This is a genomic window from Opitutia bacterium, assembly GCA_016217545.1.
GTDB lineage: Bacteria > Verrucomicrobiota > Verrucomicrobiia > Opitutales > Opitutaceae > Didemnitutus.
In genome coordinates this window covers 219,499-236,192 of the sequence record JACRHT010000003.1, presented here as the reverse complement: position 1 = coordinate 236,192, position 16,694 = coordinate 219,499, and the positions used below count along the sequence as shown (strand labels likewise).

At 66.9% G+C, this 16,694-nt stretch carries 12 protein-coding genes and 1 riboswitch; of the genes, 9 read left to right on the top strand and 3 right to left on the bottom strand.

What is annotated here, in order from left to right; translation table 11 throughout:
- Positions 1-3 precede the first annotated feature (3 nt).
- Complete coding sequence (locus tag HZA32_03585) at positions 4-1,104, bottom strand: efflux RND transporter periplasmic adaptor subunit (GenBank protein ID MBI5423141.1); 1,101 nt, start codon at positions 1,102-1,104, stop codon at positions 4-6.
- An 11-nt stretch (positions 1,105-1,115) separates the two neighbouring features.
- Entirely contained in the window at positions 1,116-1,619 is a 504-nt protein-coding gene (locus HZA32_03580) for a MarR family transcriptional regulator (GenBank protein MBI5423140.1), read from the bottom strand.
- Positions 1,620-1,859: 240 nt separating this feature from the next.
- Positions 1,860-1,972: riboswitch (TPP riboswitch) on the top strand.
- A 66-nt stretch (positions 1,973-2,038) separates the two neighbouring features.
- On the opposite strand from HZA32_03580, the gene HZA32_03575 reads away from it, so the two are divergent.
- On the top strand, positions 2,039-4,267 hold the full coding sequence (locus HZA32_03575) for a TonB-dependent receptor (GenBank protein ID MBI5423139.1): 2,229 nt from the start codon (positions 2,039-2,041) through the stop codon (positions 4,265-4,267).
- A gap of 165 nt (positions 4,268-4,432) precedes the next feature.
- Here HZA32_03575 and HZA32_03570 read toward each other — a convergent pair whose 3' ends face one another.
- On the bottom strand, positions 4,433-4,765 hold the full coding sequence (locus tag HZA32_03570; protein ID MBI5423138.1) for a DUF4286 family protein: 333 nt from the start codon (positions 4,763-4,765) through the stop codon (positions 4,433-4,435).
- A gap of 172 nt (positions 4,766-4,937) precedes the next feature.
- On the opposite strand from HZA32_03570, the gene HZA32_03565 reads away from it, so the two are divergent.
- The 8 genes from HZA32_03565 (at position 4,938) to HZA32_03530 (ending at position 16,652) form a co-directional block, all read left to right on the top strand.
- A complete protein-coding gene (locus tag HZA32_03565) occupies positions 4,938-7,040 on the top strand; it encodes a S9 family peptidase (GenBank protein MBI5423137.1) in 2,103 nt (700 codons plus the stop codon).
- A 73-nt stretch (positions 7,041-7,113) separates the two neighbouring features.
- A complete protein-coding gene (locus HZA32_03560) occupies positions 7,114-7,935 on the top strand; it encodes a hypothetical protein (protein MBI5423136.1) in 822 nt (273 codons plus the stop codon).
- Positions 7,936-8,130: 195 nt separating this feature from the next.
- Positions 8,131-9,663: a tagaturonate reductase gene (locus tag HZA32_03555; GenBank protein ID MBI5423135.1), complete on the top strand. Its 1,533-nt coding sequence runs from the start codon at positions 8,131-8,133 to the stop codon at positions 9,661-9,663.
- A gap of 8 nt (positions 9,664-9,671) precedes the next feature.
- A complete protein-coding gene (locus HZA32_03550; protein ID MBI5423134.1) occupies positions 9,672-11,168 on the top strand; it encodes an altronate dehydratase in 1,497 nt (498 codons plus the stop codon).
- Positions 11,169-11,535: 367 nt separating this feature from the next.
- Positions 11,536-11,706 (top strand): response regulator transcription factor, encoded by a 171-nt coding sequence (locus tag HZA32_03545; GenBank protein ID MBI5423133.1) that lies wholly within the window; start codon positions 11,536-11,538, stop codon positions 11,704-11,706.
- Between the two features lie 116 nt (positions 11,707-11,822).
- A complete protein-coding gene (locus tag HZA32_03540; GenBank protein ID MBI5423132.1) occupies positions 11,823-12,365 on the top strand; it encodes a sigma-70 family RNA polymerase sigma factor in 543 nt (180 codons plus the stop codon).
- The gene (locus tag HZA32_03535) at positions 12,362-13,423 is read left to right on the top strand and encodes a FecR domain-containing protein (protein ID MBI5423131.1); all 1,062 of its coding nucleotides are present in this window, start codon (positions 12,362-12,364) and stop codon (positions 13,421-13,423) included. Before HZA32_03540 ends, HZA32_03535 begins: the two co-directional genes overlap by 4 nt.
- Before the next feature lie 97 nt (positions 13,424-13,520).
- A complete protein-coding gene (locus tag HZA32_03530; protein ID MBI5423130.1) occupies positions 13,521-16,652 on the top strand; it encodes a TonB-dependent receptor in 3,132 nt (1,043 codons plus the stop codon).
- Positions 16,653-16,694: the final 42 nt, after the last annotated feature.

The following is a 16,694-nucleotide window of genomic DNA, read 5'->3' as shown; positions in this document are numbered from 1 at the left end:
CGGTTAGCTTTCGACGGGTTTGGGCGCGGGATTGGCCTGCGGTGCGGCGGAGTTGTCGACTTTCACGGCGGCACCGTTGCGGAGCTTGATCTGGCCGGAGGTGACAACTTGGTCGCCGACCTTGAGGCCGCTGCGCACCTGCGTGAGGTCGCCGCGGCTGGATCCGGTTTTGATGAAGCGCTGCTGCACGGCGCCCTCCGCGATCACGTAGACGGTTTCGCCGTAGGGATTGTGGACGATGGCAGCGGACGGGATGACGGCGGAGTGTTCGCTGGCGGCGAGCAGAACCTGGACGCGGGCGAACATGCCGGCGCGCAGCGCTTCGTCGGAATTGGGCAGCTCGGCGCGGATGTCGATGCTGCGCGTGGCATCGTCGAGGCGGGGGCTGATGGCGACGATCTTGCCCTCGAACGGGCGGTCGGGGAAGGCGTCGACGCTGAGGCGGACGGTCTGGCCCGCCGCGATGCGGGCGACTTCCTGCTGCGGCAGCGAGAAATCGACGTAGATCGGGTCGGTGCTTTCGAGAACGACGAGGGCGTCGCCCTTGCTGAGGAACTGGCCCGGATAAACCTGCACGATGCCGAGGCGCCCGGCGAACGGCGCGACGATGTTCTTCTTGGCGATCGTGGCTTTCAGCTGCGCGACCGCGGAACGAGTCTGCTGCAGCGTCGTCTCGGCGGTGTCGAGGTCGTTGGGTGTGTTGGTGCCGTTGGCGCGGAGTTCGCGGGCACGGCCGAGGTTGATCTCGGCGAGGTGCGCCTGGGCTTCGAGGCCGGCGAGCTGCGCGTCCTCGACGGAAGTGTCAAGGCGCACCAGCGACGCGCCGGCCGCGACGACGCTGCCGGAAGTGGCGGCGATTTCGCGGACGGCGCCCTCGAGTTCCGTTTTCACGACGATACCGCGGAAGCTCTTGAGCGCGGCGACGGCTTGGATCGTGTTCGGCCAGGTTTCCTCGCGCACGGAGGCGGCGCTGACGGTGACCGGCGGCGGCTTCATGCCGGCCATCGCGGCCATCGTCTGCCGAATGGAATAGAATTTATAGCCGAAGATCGCAGCGAAAACGGCGAGGGCGATGACGGCGGTGAGAACGACGCGTTTATTCATGGTGATAAATTTCAGGATTGAGCGGTGACCGCGCCTTCTTGCAGCAGAGCGCAGCCGGTGAGCACGTCTTGCCGGACTTTGGCGTCGATCAGGCGCGTGATGTTTTGGACCGCCTGGAGGAATCCGAGTGTGGCGGGCTCGACGGCCTTGCGGCCGGCGGCGGAGAGTCGCACGTAGATCATGCGGCGGTCGCGCGTGTCGCGCGTGCGGGTGACGAATTTTCGCGCCTCCAGATGGTCCAGCGCCTCCGTGATCGCGGACCGTGAGACCGCCGTGTGCACGGCGAGGTCGGCGGAGCCGATGGGATCGGGGTCCAACGAAAACAAAACGACGAGAACGGCGAACTGCAGCTCACTGAGCCGATACGGAGCGAGCGCCTGATGAATCGCGGCGTGCACTGCGGCGCTGGTATCCAGATGTTCCAGCACCAAGCGGCAGCGCTCCGCATCGAATCCGCTGCGTTGGCGGGCGATGGCGAGGAGAGCGTGAGCGGCGAGAGACTCGGTGCGTTTCATGGCAAGGCCACTCTAGCTTCCGAACGCGAAGGCGAGAAATGCTTCCTACCTCTCCTTCGTCATGCCGGATAAGTATTGCAGGAATCTTCCGACGTCTGCCTTGCCATGAACGATTCATGCCGCGTTGTGCCCATGGTTGGCGCAGTCCGCTGCGTGCTGGACTGCACTCGCGATCGAGGGGCAATTCCTCCGGTGACGAACTGCACCATTGACGGCAGGGGCGGGGGGCGTTTCGTTCCGCGTCGCCTGTAGGGGTGTCTTCCGCGGAAGGCTGAGATTGCGGTGCGAACGGCCGCTCGACCCTTGGAACCTGAACGGATCATGCCGACGAAGGAAACAGCAGGCGCCGCGAAACGCGCCGAGTGGCGTCGGAGCGGCGCCCCTTCAACGGGAGTCCGATTTGGGTCGGGCATCAAACGATGCAACACCCGACACGAATCATCTCCATCACCCTCGCGCTGACGGCACTCGCCGTCGCGCACGCCCAGAATGTGGGAGGGGCTTTACGCCCCGACGAAACCCGCGCGCCGCAAGGTAGCCCGCGACCTCCGGGCGCGGGCTCGACGAGTGCCAGCGCTACACCCGCCCTCGGAGAGGCCGGGCTACCCTCCACCGCCCCCGTCCAACTCGACGCTCTCCGCGTCACCGCCGACCTCTGGCAATCGCCCCTCGCGACCATCCCCGCGAGCGTCTCCGTTTACGATGCCGACGCCCTGCGCACGGGCGTCGTCCGCCACTTCAGCGATCTCGTCGATCAAATCCCGAACCTCACTTACACCGGCGGCACGTCGCGCCCGCGTTATCTCCAGATCCGCGGCATCGGCGAGAATTCCCAGTTCGAGGGCGAGACGCCCGATTCCGCGGTGCGCTTCCTCGTGGACGACTTCGACTTCACCGGCCTCGGCACCGTCGCGAGCACGTTCGACGTCCAACAAGTCGAAGTGCTCCGCGGCCCGCAAGCCGGCGCGTTCGGCGCCAACGCCGCGGGCGGTCTCGTCCGCCTCGTGACGAACGCCCCCACGCCCGTCTGGACCGGCTCCGCCGAGGCCACGGTGGGCGGCGACGATCTCCGCAGCGGCGCCTTCGCCCTCGGCGGCCCGCTCATCGCCGCGCGCCCGAACGAACTCATGGCGCGCCTCGCCGTGCAGCAGACGCGCGCCGACGGCTTTCGGCGCAACGTCACGCTCAACCGCGACACCAACGCCCGCGACGAGACCACCGCGCGCCTCCGCCTCACGTGGAATCCCAACGACCTCTGGCGCTGGGACGCCGCACTCTTCGCCGCGGATTTCGACAACGGCTACGACGAGTTCGCCCTCGATAACAACGGCAAGCTCACCTACAGCGATCAGCCCGGCCGCGACGAGCAGCGCTCGCTCGCCGCCAGCCTGCGCGGCACCTATCGCGGCCTCGGCGCCGCGCGCCTCACGACCGTCACGAGCGTCGCCCGCACGCGCTCGCGCTACGCCTACGACGACGACTGGACCGCCGCGTCCTACATGGGTTTCTCGGATCTGCATCGCACGCGCTGGACGGTTAATCAGGAACTCCGCCTCGATTCCGAGCCCGGCCACGCGCTGAGCTGGATCGACCGCTGGACCGCCGGCGCGTTCTACGCCGACATCGGCGAGTGGTCGCGCTACACCAACACCGATCCCGGCAACGTTCGCGGCCTGCGCACGGTTTATCGCTCGGAAAACGCCGCGCTCTTCGGCCAGGTGCAGCACGACTTCTCGCCCACCACGCGCCTCATCGTCGGCCTCCGCGGCGAGCGCATCGAGATGGACGGCGACGGCACTAAGACCCGCTACCGCGTCAGTCGCGGCACGTTCGACACGCCCGTCGTCGTGCGCCCGGCGTTCGACGACACGCTCTTCGGCGGCAAGGTCACGCTCGAGCACGACCTCGACGCGCACACGCTCGTGTTTGCCTCGGTGACGCGCGGCTACAAGGCCGGCGGCATCAACGTCGACGCGCGCATCGACGTCGCCGCCGACCCGCTCACCTACGGCACCGAGACGCTGTGGAACTGGGAAGCCGGCCTGCGCGGCCACTGGCTCGATCGCCGCCTCACGGGCGAGTTGACGGCGTTCTATCTCGCGCGCCGCAACACGCAGGTGCGCGACTCTGCGGGCTTCGGCGGCAACTACCGATTCTTCACCGACAACGGCCGCGACTCGCACGTCACCGGCCTCGAAGCCGCCGGCGCCTACGCGCTCGCGCGCGATTGGACGGTGCGCGGCTCGCTCGCGCTCATGCAGTCGGAGCTGAACCGTTTCACGCTCCGCAACGGCAACACCGGCGGCGGCCGCGACCTCGCGAACACGCCGCACTACGGCTACACGTTCGGCACGCGCTACGGAGCCGCCGAGGGCTTCTTCGCCAACGCCGAACTCGTCGCGCGCGCACAGCAGTTCGACTCGAACAACCAGAACGAAGCGCGCCGCGCCTTCCATGTCGTCAACGCCAGCTTCGGCTACGCCTGGCGCGAGTGGACGCTGACGCTGTGGGCCAAGAACCTCTGCGACGAAACCTACGACAAGCGCGTGTATTTCTTCGGCAACGCGGATCCCGACTACATCGAGACGCGCTACGAAAACCGCGCTGACCCGCGCCAGATCGGCGTGACGGCGAGCTATCGCTTCTGAGCGCGGGCCGCATCGCTGTAGCTGGGCTCGCTGAGCCCGGTCGGTGTTTCTTCCCTCGGGCCGGGATCAGCGACCTCGGCTACAGCGCGATGGATGCCTCGCCGTGAGCCTTCGCCCGCAGTGATTTGTCGTGGGAGCGACCTTGGTCGCTCCAGTCGCGCTAGTTCACTCGCCGCCGAGCTCCGTCGCGATCTCCGCGACCTGACGGGCGTAGGTGACGCCGCTCTCCGGCGGGAAATGCTTCAAGCCATCCGCGCGGAGCCGCGGCGCGTGGTCGCGCACGTAGGCGTCGAACGCCTTGCGGGAGGGAAACACGTATTGGGTCTCCACGATCGCGGGCGCGGTGTCGCTCTCGCGGTCGGGCAGCACGATGCGCACGGCGGTGGCGCCGCCGGCCATCACCTCGGCCACGTGATTCGGCGTTAGCCACGAGAGAAAGCGGCCGCGTTGTTGAAGATCCTTGCAGGTCGCGCGAACGGTGTAGAGCAGGGCGGGCATGGGGATGGAGGACGGGAAACGGAAGACGGAGGACGGAGCACAGAAGACAGAGGACGATGGGTGTGACAAGCGGGCATCGCCGGGCGCGCCCGCACAGCGCCGGACAATTTCCCGATCCCCTCAAACAGACGCTTTCCTTGCGGCGCGCGCTCGCTACGTTCGCGGCTCGCCTATGCTCTCCCGCCTTCTTCGCGGCCGCTGCGCCGCCCTTTGCGTTTCGTTTTTCGCGGTCGCCCTGACTGCCGTGGCGGCCGATCCGCGGCCGCTGTCGCTCGACGACATGTTCAAGCTCAAGCGCGTGTCCGATCCGCAGATCTCCCCGGACGGTCGTCACGTCGTCTATGTCGTCACCGAAGTGCTGTTCGCCGAGAACCGCACCCAGTCGGACCTCTGGATCGCCGATACGACGGGCGGCAGCCTCCGCGCGCTGACCGCGACGCCGAAAAACGAACGGCACCCGCGTTGGTCGCCGGACGGCAAGTGGATCGCGTTCGAATCGAACCGCGCGGGCGACGACTACCAGGTGTTCGTGCTCCCGCTCGAAGGCGGCGAAGCGCGGCAGGTCACGACGTTCTCCACCGGCGCCTCTTCGCCGGTGTGGTCCGCGCAAGGCGATCAGATCGCGTTCGTGTCGGAAGTATTCCCGGAGTTTTCCGACCAGCCGTTCGCCGAGGCGGACAAGCTGAACAAAGAGAAGCTCGCCGCGCGCGAAGCCAGCAAGGTGAAGGCCCGCATCGTCACGCAGCTCCTCTATCGCCACTGGGATTCCTGGGTCGAGGGCAAGCGCCAGCATGTCTTCGTCGTGCCGGTGAAGGACGGTGCCGCTGCCGGCGCGCCGCGCAATGTCACGCCCGGCGAGAACGACGGTGTGCCGACTTCCGACACCTTCAGCGCGGGCGACGAGTTTGCGTTTTCACCCGACGGCAAATCGCTCGCCTTCACCGCGCCGACGCTGCCGACACGCGAGCAGGCGTGGAGCACGAATCACGACATCTGGCTCGTCGATCTTGCGACGCTCCAGCGCAAGCGCCTCACGACCGCGCCGGGCGCCGAGGGTTATCCGCGCTTCTCGCCCGACGGCAAGACGCTCGCCTACCGCGCGCAGGAGCGCAGCGGCTTCGAGGCGGAGCGTTGGGAGTTGAAGGTGCTCGACCTCGCCACCGGCCAGTCGCGCAGCCTCACGCAAAAGTGGGACCGCTCCGCCGAGGCGTTCGTCTGGGCGCCGGACGGCAAGAAACTCTATTTCACCGCGCAGGACGCCGGCGTCGAACCGGTGTGGGCAATCGATGCCGCGAGCGGTTCCGCGTCCGCGCCTGCGCGCGTGACGAGCGGCGGCGGCGTGTTCGGCAGCTTGAGCATCACGGCGGACGGCGGCGTGCTCGCCTTCACGCAGGCCAGCGCCACGCGTCCGGCGGAAGTCGGCGCCTTGAACCTCGTCGGCGCCGATGCCGACGCACCGCGCGCTCTCTCGCAAGCGAACGCCGCGCTCCTCGCCGGCGTGCAGCTGAACGCGCTGGAGTCCGTCACCGTCGCCGGAGCGGGTGGCACGCCGGTGCAGATGTGGCTGCTCAAGCCGCCGGGCTTCGACCCCGCGAAGAAGTATCCACTCGTCTTCTGGGTCCACGGTGGCCCGCAAGGCGCGTGGATGGATGCGTGGAGCACGCGCTGGAATCCGCAAATCTGGGCCGCGCAGGGCTACGTGCTCGCGATGCCGAATCCGCGCGGTTCGACCGGTTTCGGCCAGAAGTTCACCGACGAGATTTCCAAGGACTGGGGCGGCAAGGTCTTCACCGACCTGATGGCCTGCATGGATTGGCTGGAGCAGCAGCCGTTCATCGACGCGAAGCGCGCCGCCGCGGCGGGTGCGAGCTACGGCGGCTACATGATGAACTGGTTTCAAGGCCACACCGACCGCTTCCGCACGCTCATCACGCACTGCGGCGTGTTCAACCTCTCCAGCATGTATGGCACCACTGAGGAGGTCTGGTTCGACGAGTGGGAGCATGGCATCCCGTGGGAGACGCCCGACGCCGACAAGTTCTCGCCGCACAAATTCGCGGCCAACTTCAAGACGCCGAACCTGATCATCCACAACGACCGCGATTTCCGTGTGCCGCTCAACCAGGGCATGGAACTCTTCACGACGCTCCAGCGCCGCGGGGTGCCGTCGAAGCTCATCATGTTCCCGGACGAAGGTCACTGGGTGCTGAAGCCGCAGAACAGCGAACTCTGGCACAAGGAAGTCTTCGCGTGGCTCGCGGAGTATTTGAAGTGATGACGTGAGGTGGGCGCAGGCGTCCCCGCTGGCGCCTGTCGCCGTCGGGACGACGGCGACCACCTGATTAGCCATGCTCGCCGCATTCTGGAAACGCCTTCGCACCGACTCGCCCCGCTGGGCGCAGCGGCTCGGGTTGACGCGCGAACACTTCGCCATCGCGGGTCGCCATGCGCGCGTGCGGGCGGCTTGGGCGCCGCACCTGCGGGCAAGCCGCGAGGCGATCCTCGCCGCGACCGAACGCTGCCCGCGGCGCGAGCGCGCGCTCGTGATCGGCGCGGGCGATTGCCTCGACGTGCCGGTGGCCGAACTCGCGGAGCGGTTCGCGCAGGTCACGCTCGCCGACATCGTCGTCAGCGCGACCGCGAAGGATTTCTCCAAGCGATTCGCCGGCCGCGTGCGCTGCGAGCAATGGGATGCGACCGGCGTGCTCGCGCGGCTCGCGGAAGTGCGCGACGTGATCTCCGCGCACGACGCGCCGAAGCTCTTCGCCGACTCCGATCCCGGTCCGCCGCCGGGCGGGGAGCCGGATTTCGTCGTCTCGGCCAACTGCCTGTCTCAGCTCGGACTCGTGCCGGCGCACTCGCTGCCCGCCGCGGAGAAGGACAAGGGCCTGCCCGATCGTTGCGCCAAAGTCGCCGCGCGCCGCCACCTCGACTGGCTGGCGGAGCGTCGCGGGGCGGTGCGCGTCTTGCTCGTCGATGCCGCGCGGCTCGATCTCGCGCCCGATGGCAGCACGGTGTGGAAGACGGAGACGCTCTACACGCGCTTTGGCTTGCGCGCACCGGACCGCACCTGGCGCTGGAATCTCGCGCCGATCCCCGAGTGGTCGCCCGATTTCCACCGCGTGCACGATGTCGGCGTGTGGATCGACGCGCCCGCTTCCGCCGGCTAAAAGAATCCAGCATAGCGCGAGAGCCGGCCGATGGGCTTTGCATCGCTTGCGATTCGCTCCCCATGACACGAGTCATTAGCTCGCGCCGCGTTTCGCCCCGCCTCGGTTTGAAAACCGGCGCGATGACATCGCTCCGTATCGCCGGGCGCGGGTGCTTGCCTCCTAGTGATTGCGCAGGCGTTCGCGCCCGCGTCTATGACGACCCTTTCCCGCTCCCTTCTCACCAAGACCTCCGCGCTGCCCGCCGGCGTGGCCTGCGGTCCGCTCGGGACCTTTCCCGAGCGCATCGTGCAGTTTGGCGAAGGTAATTTCCTCCGCGCGTTTGCCGACTGGATGATCGACGAGCTTAACAGTCGCGGCCTCCTCCAAAGCCAGGTGCTCGTCGTGCAGCCCATCCGCCAGGGCCTCGCCGCTCAGCTCAACGCGCAGGACGGACTCTACACCGTGCTCGTGCGCGGCACGGAGAACGGCAAGGTCGTCGAGTCGCCGCGCGTCGTCACCGCCGTCCGCCGGGCGCTCGATCCCTACGCGAGTTGGAAGGAGCTCGTCGCCACCTTCGAGAGCAACGATCTGCGCTTCGTGCTCTCCAACACCACCGAGGCGGGCATCGCCTACTCGGCCGAGCCGTTCGACGCGGCGAAATGCCCCGAATCGTTCCCGGCCAAGATCGCGTCGCTGCTCTACGCCCGCTTTCAAGTCGTCCGCGGCCACCCGGAGCGCGGCCTGGTGTTCGTGCCGTGCGAACTGATCGAGAAGAACGGCACGCAACTCCGCGAGTGCGTGCTCAAGCACGCGCAGGCGTGGGGCCTTTCCGCCGAGTTCGCCAAGTGGGTCGCAGAGTCCAATGTCTTCCTCAACACGCTCGTCGACCGCATCGTGCCCGGCTACCCGAAGGCCGAGGCCGCCGAACTCGCGACGAAGTTCTCCTATCAGGACAACCTCATCGTCGCCTCGGAGCATTTCCACCTCTGGGTGATCGAGGGGCCGCGCGAAATCGAGCAGGAGCTGCCGTTCGCGCGCGCCGGGCTCAACGTCGTGTGGACCGACGACCTCACGCCCTACCGCAGCCGCAAGGTCCGCGTGCTGAATGGCGCGCACACCGGCTCCGTGCTCGCCGCCTACGCCGCCGGCGCCACGACGGTGAAGGAGATGATGGACGACGAACTCACCGCCGCGTTCGTCTATCGGATCGTGTTCGACGAGATCGTGCCGTGCCTCGCGCAACCCGCCGAGGAGCGCCGCGCCTACGCCGAGGCCGTGCTCGAGCGCTTCCGCAATCCGTTCGTCCGCCACGAGCTGCTCTCGATCTCGCTCAATTCCGTCTCGAAGTGGAAGGTCCGCGTGTTGCCCTCGCTGCTCGATGCAGTCGCCGCGCGCCGTGCCGTGCCGCCCTTGCTCGCGTTCTCGCTCGCGGCGCTGCTGTGGTTCTATCGCGGCCATCGCGAACCGGACGGCCGCATGTTCGGCCGTCGCGGCGACGAAAAGTATCCGATCCGCGACGACGAAGCGGTGCTCGACTTCTTCGCGCGCGAGTGGGGCCTCGTCGAGGAGACCGGCGACCGCTTCCAGCTCACCAAGAACGCGCTCGCGCAAACCCAGTTCTGGGGCCGCGACCTCAACGAGGTGCCCGGCCTGGCCTTCGCGGTGTCGATCTCCCTCGAGCGCATCGCCAGCCTCGGCATGCGCGAGACGTTGAAGAAACTCGTGCTCGAAACACCGCGTTCCTGAACTCGCCCATGAACTCCGGCGTGCTCCTCATCCATCCGGCCGACAACGTCGCCATCGCGCTCCGCCGCCTCGCGGCCGGCACGACCGTCGATGCCGGTGGCACGCCGGTGACGCTCGCCGTCGAAATCCCGTGCGGGCACAAGTTCGCGCGCGTCGCGCTCCGCGCCGGCGACCATGTTCGGAAGTTCGGTCAGCCGATCGGCTCGGCCACGGTCGACATCCCGGCTGGCGGCTGGGTGCACACGCACAATGTCCGCACCAATCTCGACGGCGTGCTCGATTACACCTTCGCGCCGCAGCCGCCCGCGCCGCTCCCGCGCGTCGAGGGCCGCACCTTTCTCGGTTACGCGCGCCCGAACGGCGACGTCGGCATCCGCAACGAACTCTGGATCATCCCGACCGTCGGCTGCGTGAACGAAGTCGCGCAGGCGCTCGCGCGCAACCTCCGCGCCGCGGGCCTGCCTGCCGGCATCGACGGCGTGCAGGCCTTCTCGCACCCGCACGGCTGCTCGCAACTCGGCACCGATCACGCGTCGACGCAGCAGATCCTCGCCGGTCTCGCGACGCACCCGAATGCCGGCGCGGTGCTCATCATCGGCCTCGGTTGCGAGAACAACACGATGCCGAGCTTCCGGAAATTGCTCGGCGCGGTCGACGGCGCGAGCGAACGCTATCGTTTCCTTTCGGTGCAGGAGTCGCCCGACGAGATGGCCGAAGGCGCCAAACTCCTCGGCGAGCTCGCCGCCTACGCTGCGCGGTTCCGCCGCACGCCGCACCCGCTCGCACGCCTGCGCGTCGGCCTGAAGTGCGGCGGCTCCGATGGTTTCTCGGGCCTCACGGCCAATCCCGTCGTTGGCGCGTTTTCCGATCGGCTCGTCGCGGCCGGCGGCACGACCGTGCTCACCGAAGTGCCCGAGATGTTCGGTGCCGAGGCGCTGTTCCTCAATCGCTGCGCCAGCCGCGCGGTGTTCGACGACTGCGTCGGCATGATCAACGGCTTCAAGGAATACTTCCTCCGCTACAACCAGGTCGTCTACGAGAACCCGTCGCCCGGCAACAAGGACGGCGGCATCACGACGCTCGAGGAAAAATCGCTCGGTTGCCTGCAAAAGGGCGGCACGTCCGAAGTCGTCGCCGTGCTCCCGTATGCCGGCCGCCTCGCGAAGCCCGGCCTCAATTTTCTCACCGGTCCGGGCAATGACATCGTCTCGCTCACCGCACTCGCCGCGTCGGGCGCGCACCTCGCGCTCTTCACCACTGGTCGCGGCACGCCGCTCGGCGGTCCGGTGCCGACGTTGAAGATCGCATCGAATTCCGACCTCGCGACACGCAAGGCCGGCTGGATCGATTTCGACGCCGGCCGCATCATCGACGGCCTAGCGATGGACGCTGCCGCGGACGAGTTGCTCGAACTCGTTGTCGCCACCGCGAGCGGCAAGCCCGCGCGGAACGAGCTGAACGGCTTCCGCGAGATCGCGATTTTCAAGGACGGTGTGACCCTTTAGCAGAACGATGCAGTTGAGTGCTGAGAGTCCAGAGCTGAGAGCCCAACCAAATGGCGGGGGTAAATTTATCGCGCTGCGTTCGGCCCTGCGGCTCGGTCGATCAGTCTCTCAACCCTCAACTATTGACTCTCAACTTTCCGTGACCCTTTAGCCGCGTTCGCCGGCCGCTGGCGTGGAGGCGGCAGCGAAACGGCTACCCGCCGGCCGGAGCAATCCGGCCGGCGGGCCTCGTTTGGTCCGGGCTCAAAACGTCGACTGGAGCGAGGCCGACCTTTTCTTTTCGGGGATTTCGCCGACTCGTTCGTCTTCACTAGAGACGCCGCCTTCCGCCGCTTTTGATCCCGACCTGACTCCCGCCGAGCAGCGCGTGTGCGAGCTGCTCCTGCCCGGCCTCTCCAACAAGGAAATCGCCCACGAACTCGGCCGCACCGAGGCCACGATCAAGAACCAGGTTGCCTTGATCCTGCGCAAACATCGGGTGCCCTCGCGCGCGGTTGCTCGCGCTGCGCCGCTAGCGACCGGCGTGGTTGGCCGCTAAGACGCGGGGCCGGCGCGAATCTACTAAGGCGTTCGCAAAAAATCTGTGGAGACGCAGAATCGCCGCAAACCCGCTCGACTCGGGCGGCGGACGCGCCGATGCCATGAGCGTCGCCGATGCCGCCGCATGATCCTGAGACCGCCCGCTGGTTCGCCGCCGAAGTGCAGCCGCACGAGGCGTCGCTGCGATCCTATCTGCGCGGCAAGTTCCCCGCTCATCCCGATATCGAGGATTTGGTCCAGGAAACCTACGCGCGGCTCCTCCAAGCCCGCGAGCACGGCGAGGTCCGCGCGCCCAAGGCGTTTCTCTTTACCACCGCGCGCAACGCTGCCTTCGACTATTTCCGCCGGCGGAAAATCGCCACCATCGATGGTCTAGCAGAATTCGAATCGCTGCCCGTCTTGGAAGATAGGCCCGGCATTCCCGAGGCCGTTGCCCATGACCAGGAACTCCAACTGCTCGCCGAAGCCATCGCGGCGCTGCCGACCCGCTGCCGCCAAGTGCTGACCCTGCGCAAAATCTACGGCCTGTCCCACCGTGAGATCGCGGCGCAGCTCGGCATTTCCGAACATACCGTGAATGCACAGATCGCGATCGGAGTCCTGCGGCTGCGCGATTTTCTGAAACAACACGGGGTCACGCACGGAGGTGCCGCATGAACGCCGAGCTGCCGCCGCGTCACGACCCGGAGGAAATTGAGGCCACCGCGGCCGTGTGGCTGAGCCTGCGCGATCGCGGCATGACCGAGACCGAGACCGCGGAGTTCATGCGCTGGCTGCAGCAGTCACCGCGACACGCCGAGGTTTTCGCCGAACTCGATGCTGTCTGGCGCGATTTCAACCGCACCGCCGCGCTGCGACCCACCGGCGTGGCGGGCGCTGCCCCAGCTGAGCCCGAGTTGCTCGCGCCGCGCTCGCGCGTGGGCGCCAGGCGTCGTGTTGCCGTGGCGTGGGGATCGCTCGCCGCCGCGGCCGCGCTCGCGCTGGCGTGGACCGGGTGGGCGGGTTTCAGCGCCACGCGTCCGACCGCCGAGACCGCCGTGGGCGCTTTTCAGAAACTCGATTTGGAGGACGGCTCGGTCGTGCAGCTCAACACCGACAGCGCGATCAAGGTGCACTACACCGCCACCGAGCGCCGCGTGGAGCTGCTGCGCGGCGAAGCGCATTTCGACGTGGCGAAGAACCCCGCGCGGCCCTTCGTCGTCGCCGCAAATCATGTCGCCGTGCGCGCGGTCGGCACCGCCTTCAATGTCCGCCTGCGCGAGGACGCCGTCGACGTCCTCGTGACCGAGGGCAAAGTGCAGGTGAACGATGCCGTGAAGGGCGCATCGCTGTTGCCCGCCGTCGCGGAACAGTCCGGCCCGCCGCTGCTCGTGCAGGGCGAGAGCGTGCGCGTGAAACTGGCCTCGGAGATCGAGAAGTCCGCCCCGCCGGTCGTGGCGATCAGCGAACTCGGCGGCGCCGAGATGCACCGCGCGCTGGCATGGCAGGAGCGGCGGTTGGAGTTCGACGACGTCTCGCTCGCGGATGTCGTGGCGGAGTTCAACCGCTACAACCAGACGAAGCTCGTCATCGCCGATCCCGCCCTGAACGCGAAGCGTTTCAGTGGCACGTTCCGCGCCGACGGCTACGAACCGTTCGTGCGTCTGCTGGAGGAAAACTTCGGCGTGGCGAGCGAACGCACGGCGCAGGGCATCGAGCTGCGTGCGGCGCGATGACATTTCGTCGCGGGAAATTTTCTAGAGAGTTTGCGAAGTCTGTCCGTCTGCCCTTGGTGACCGCCGCGCCGCCCCTTCCGCGCTCCGGTCACACACTATGACCTCACCCTCGCATCCTCGCGTCGGCGCCGCACGTTACCTGCGGACGCCTGTCCTCTTTTTGCTCAGTCTCTGTTTCGCCGGGCTCGGCTTCGCCGCTGAGGCCGTGAAGAAGAATTTCAACCTGCCCGCCGACGACGCGGCGCGGGCGCTGAAGCAATTCGCCGCCCAGTCCGGCGAGCAATTGCTCTTCTCGCCCTCCGACGTCGCGGGCGTGAAGACGCTCGCGATCAAGGGCGAGCTGACCCCTCGCGCTGCGCTCGAGCAAATGCTCGAAGGCACCGCGCTCGTCGTCGCGCAGGACAAGTCCACGGGCGCCCTCGCCGTGCGGAAGGAAACCGCCGCCGAATCAAAAAACGTCCCAAGCCGCCCCGCTGACGCGGCGGTGGCGAACGGTGCGGCAGCGCGTTCGGCGACTTCCGCGACCAAACGCGACGATGGCACGGTCAAGCTCCAGGAGTTTGAAGTCACCGGCTCGCGCATTCGCAGCCTCGTGGGTTCCGCGGATATCAATCCGGTTGTGACCTTCGGTCGCACGGACATCGAACGGGCGGGCATCACCTCGGTGGGTGAAATTTCCCGTCTCATCCCGCAGGCCTATTCGCAGGGCTCCTATGACGGCATCGGCTTTGGCGGTCAAAGTGGAGGTCTGATGACGACCTCGGACGGCTCGAGCGCGAGCGCGACGGCGACGGCGCGCAGCACCTTCAATCTCCGCGGTCTCGGCGGACAGAACACGTTGGTCATGATCAACGGCCGTCGCGTCACCAAGACCGGCATCATTCGTGGCCAGGACGCCTCCGACCTCGCGGGCATCTCCGTCGCCTCGATCGAACGCGTCGAGGTGCTCCTCGGCGGCGCGTCCGCGATCTATGGCTCCGATGCCGTCGGAGGCGTGATCAACATCATCCTCCGCCGCAACTACACGGGCGGCGAACTCGCGCTCAGTTATGAAAACACGTTTTCGACGGACACCGCGGTGCGCACCGCGACGCTCACCTACGGCATCACCCGCGACCGACTCGAGCTGCAGCTCTCCGCCACCGTGCAGGACCGCCATGCCTTCGCGGCGGTCGACCGCCGGTTCTCCGCGACCGATGACTGGGTTACGCTCGGCGGCACGTCCGGTTTTGCGACCGGCACGGATTCATTTGCCTTCGGCGGCTTCGCGACGGGCGCGGGCATCGTGGCGTATTATGGCGACAACCTTCCCGGCCGCACTTCGTCCTACGCCCTCATTCCCAACAATGCCGGCGCCGCGCCGCTGCCGGCTTCGGCTTACGTGTCGGTCGCCGGCGACGATCTGGGCGTTCCGGCTTACACCGGCGATCGCGCGAAATACGTGAACCTGATTTCGCCGCAGCAAAACGCGAGCGCGAGCCTGCGGGCCAACTATCGTCTCACGGAAAACCACGATCTCTACCTCGAGGGCCGTTACAGCAAGACGAGGACCGAAATCGAGGGCATGCCGGTCAACTACCGCAACAGCATCTTCTCCGTGCCGGCGGATTACCCGGGCAATCCGTTCGGCGTGGAACTGGACCTCTACAAGACCTTCTGGGAACTCGGCCCCATCCAGGGTCAGAAGACCGCGCTCACCTCGAACACGGCGCTCGCCGCCGGATTGCGCGGCAACCTGCCTTTTTCCGACTGGCGCTACGACGCCGGCTTCGACTGGAACCGCGCCTACCTCGAGGACAAGGACGCCTACGATCCCGCGCTCGACAACAATGTCTTCGCTCCCCTGATCGACGCGCAGAGCTTGGTGCTCTTCTACGACAGCCGCACGCAACGGCCGAACGATCTCAACGTGCTCCGCTCCATGCTCCGCAACGGCGCCAAGTCGGAGCGCAACACGAACGGTAGTTTCATTGCGCAGGCCGACGGCCCGCTATGGGAATTGCCCGCCGGCGCAATCCGACTCGCGGTCGGTGGCGAATACCGTGCTGAACGCGCCCGCACCACGCTGGCTGTGCCCGATGGTCCCCGGATCAACCAGAGCCTCGTCGGCAATTTCAAGCGCGATGCCCGAGCCGCGTTCGCGGAGACGCGCGTGCCGCTCTTTTCGGAAGCGCAGCATCGGCCTTGGTTGCACAGCCTCGAACTCTCGGCCGCGGCCCGCTACGACACCTACAGCGACACCAGCGGCGATGTCAGCCCCGGCTACGGTCTGATCTGGCGACCGGTCAAATGGGTTATCCTTCGCGCCTCGCGCAACCACGCGTTCCGCGTGCCCACCCTGAACGATCTCTATCGTCCGCTCACCAACGGCCGGCTCACGTTCTTCGATCTCTCGAGCTCGCCGATCGATCCGCAGCGCGGCAACACGCCGCTCCCGCCCGGCGTCTACGCGACGGCCCTCGGCGGCAATCTCAGTCTCAAGCCGGAGACGTCGATTTCCGACAACCTCGGCATCGTCATCGAGTCGCCTTTCGAACGACTCAAGGGACTCTCGTTCTCCGCCGACTATCAAGTGATCGACTATACCGACCGCATCGCCGGCTTCGGCAGCGCGCAGGAAATCTTCGACCTTTTCCCCGAGCGCATCACGCGCGGCGCGAATCTTCCCGGCGACCTGCCCGGCTGGGCTGGCATCCCGACGCGAATCGACACGCGCTCGGCCAACATCGCCAAACTCGAGATCCAGGCGATCGATTACCAGCTGTCCTACCGCCGCACGACGGCGTGGGGCTCGTTCGACGCGCGGGTCACGATGACGGATTACCTCAAATACCTGGCCACCGCCAACCCGGGCAAAGCTCCTTCGAGCACGTTGAACCAGTTTCCCACGCGCCTCAGCTGGCAGACTTACTGGACCAGAGGTCCGTGGGGTTTCGGCGTGAGCGGTTTCTATCAGGAAAAGCAGTATCGCGACCTGACCTATACGGCGGTGCGCTTTCACAGCGCGCTCGAGTGGAACACCCAAATCGCCTACGACTTCGATCGTCGCGGCGGCGACGCGACGAATGACACGCGGATGAAGCGCTGGCTTCTTTCCGGCACGAAGGTCGCCTTCAACATCAACAACGTGTTCAACCGCGAGCCGCCGCACATCGAAGGCCAGGCCGGTTTCGCCGTCACCGATCCGCGCATGGCGCGATACGTCATCACGCTCCGCAAGGGATTCTGATCTGCCTTCGCTGTTCGCTTCCGATTCGTCTCTTCCACGGTC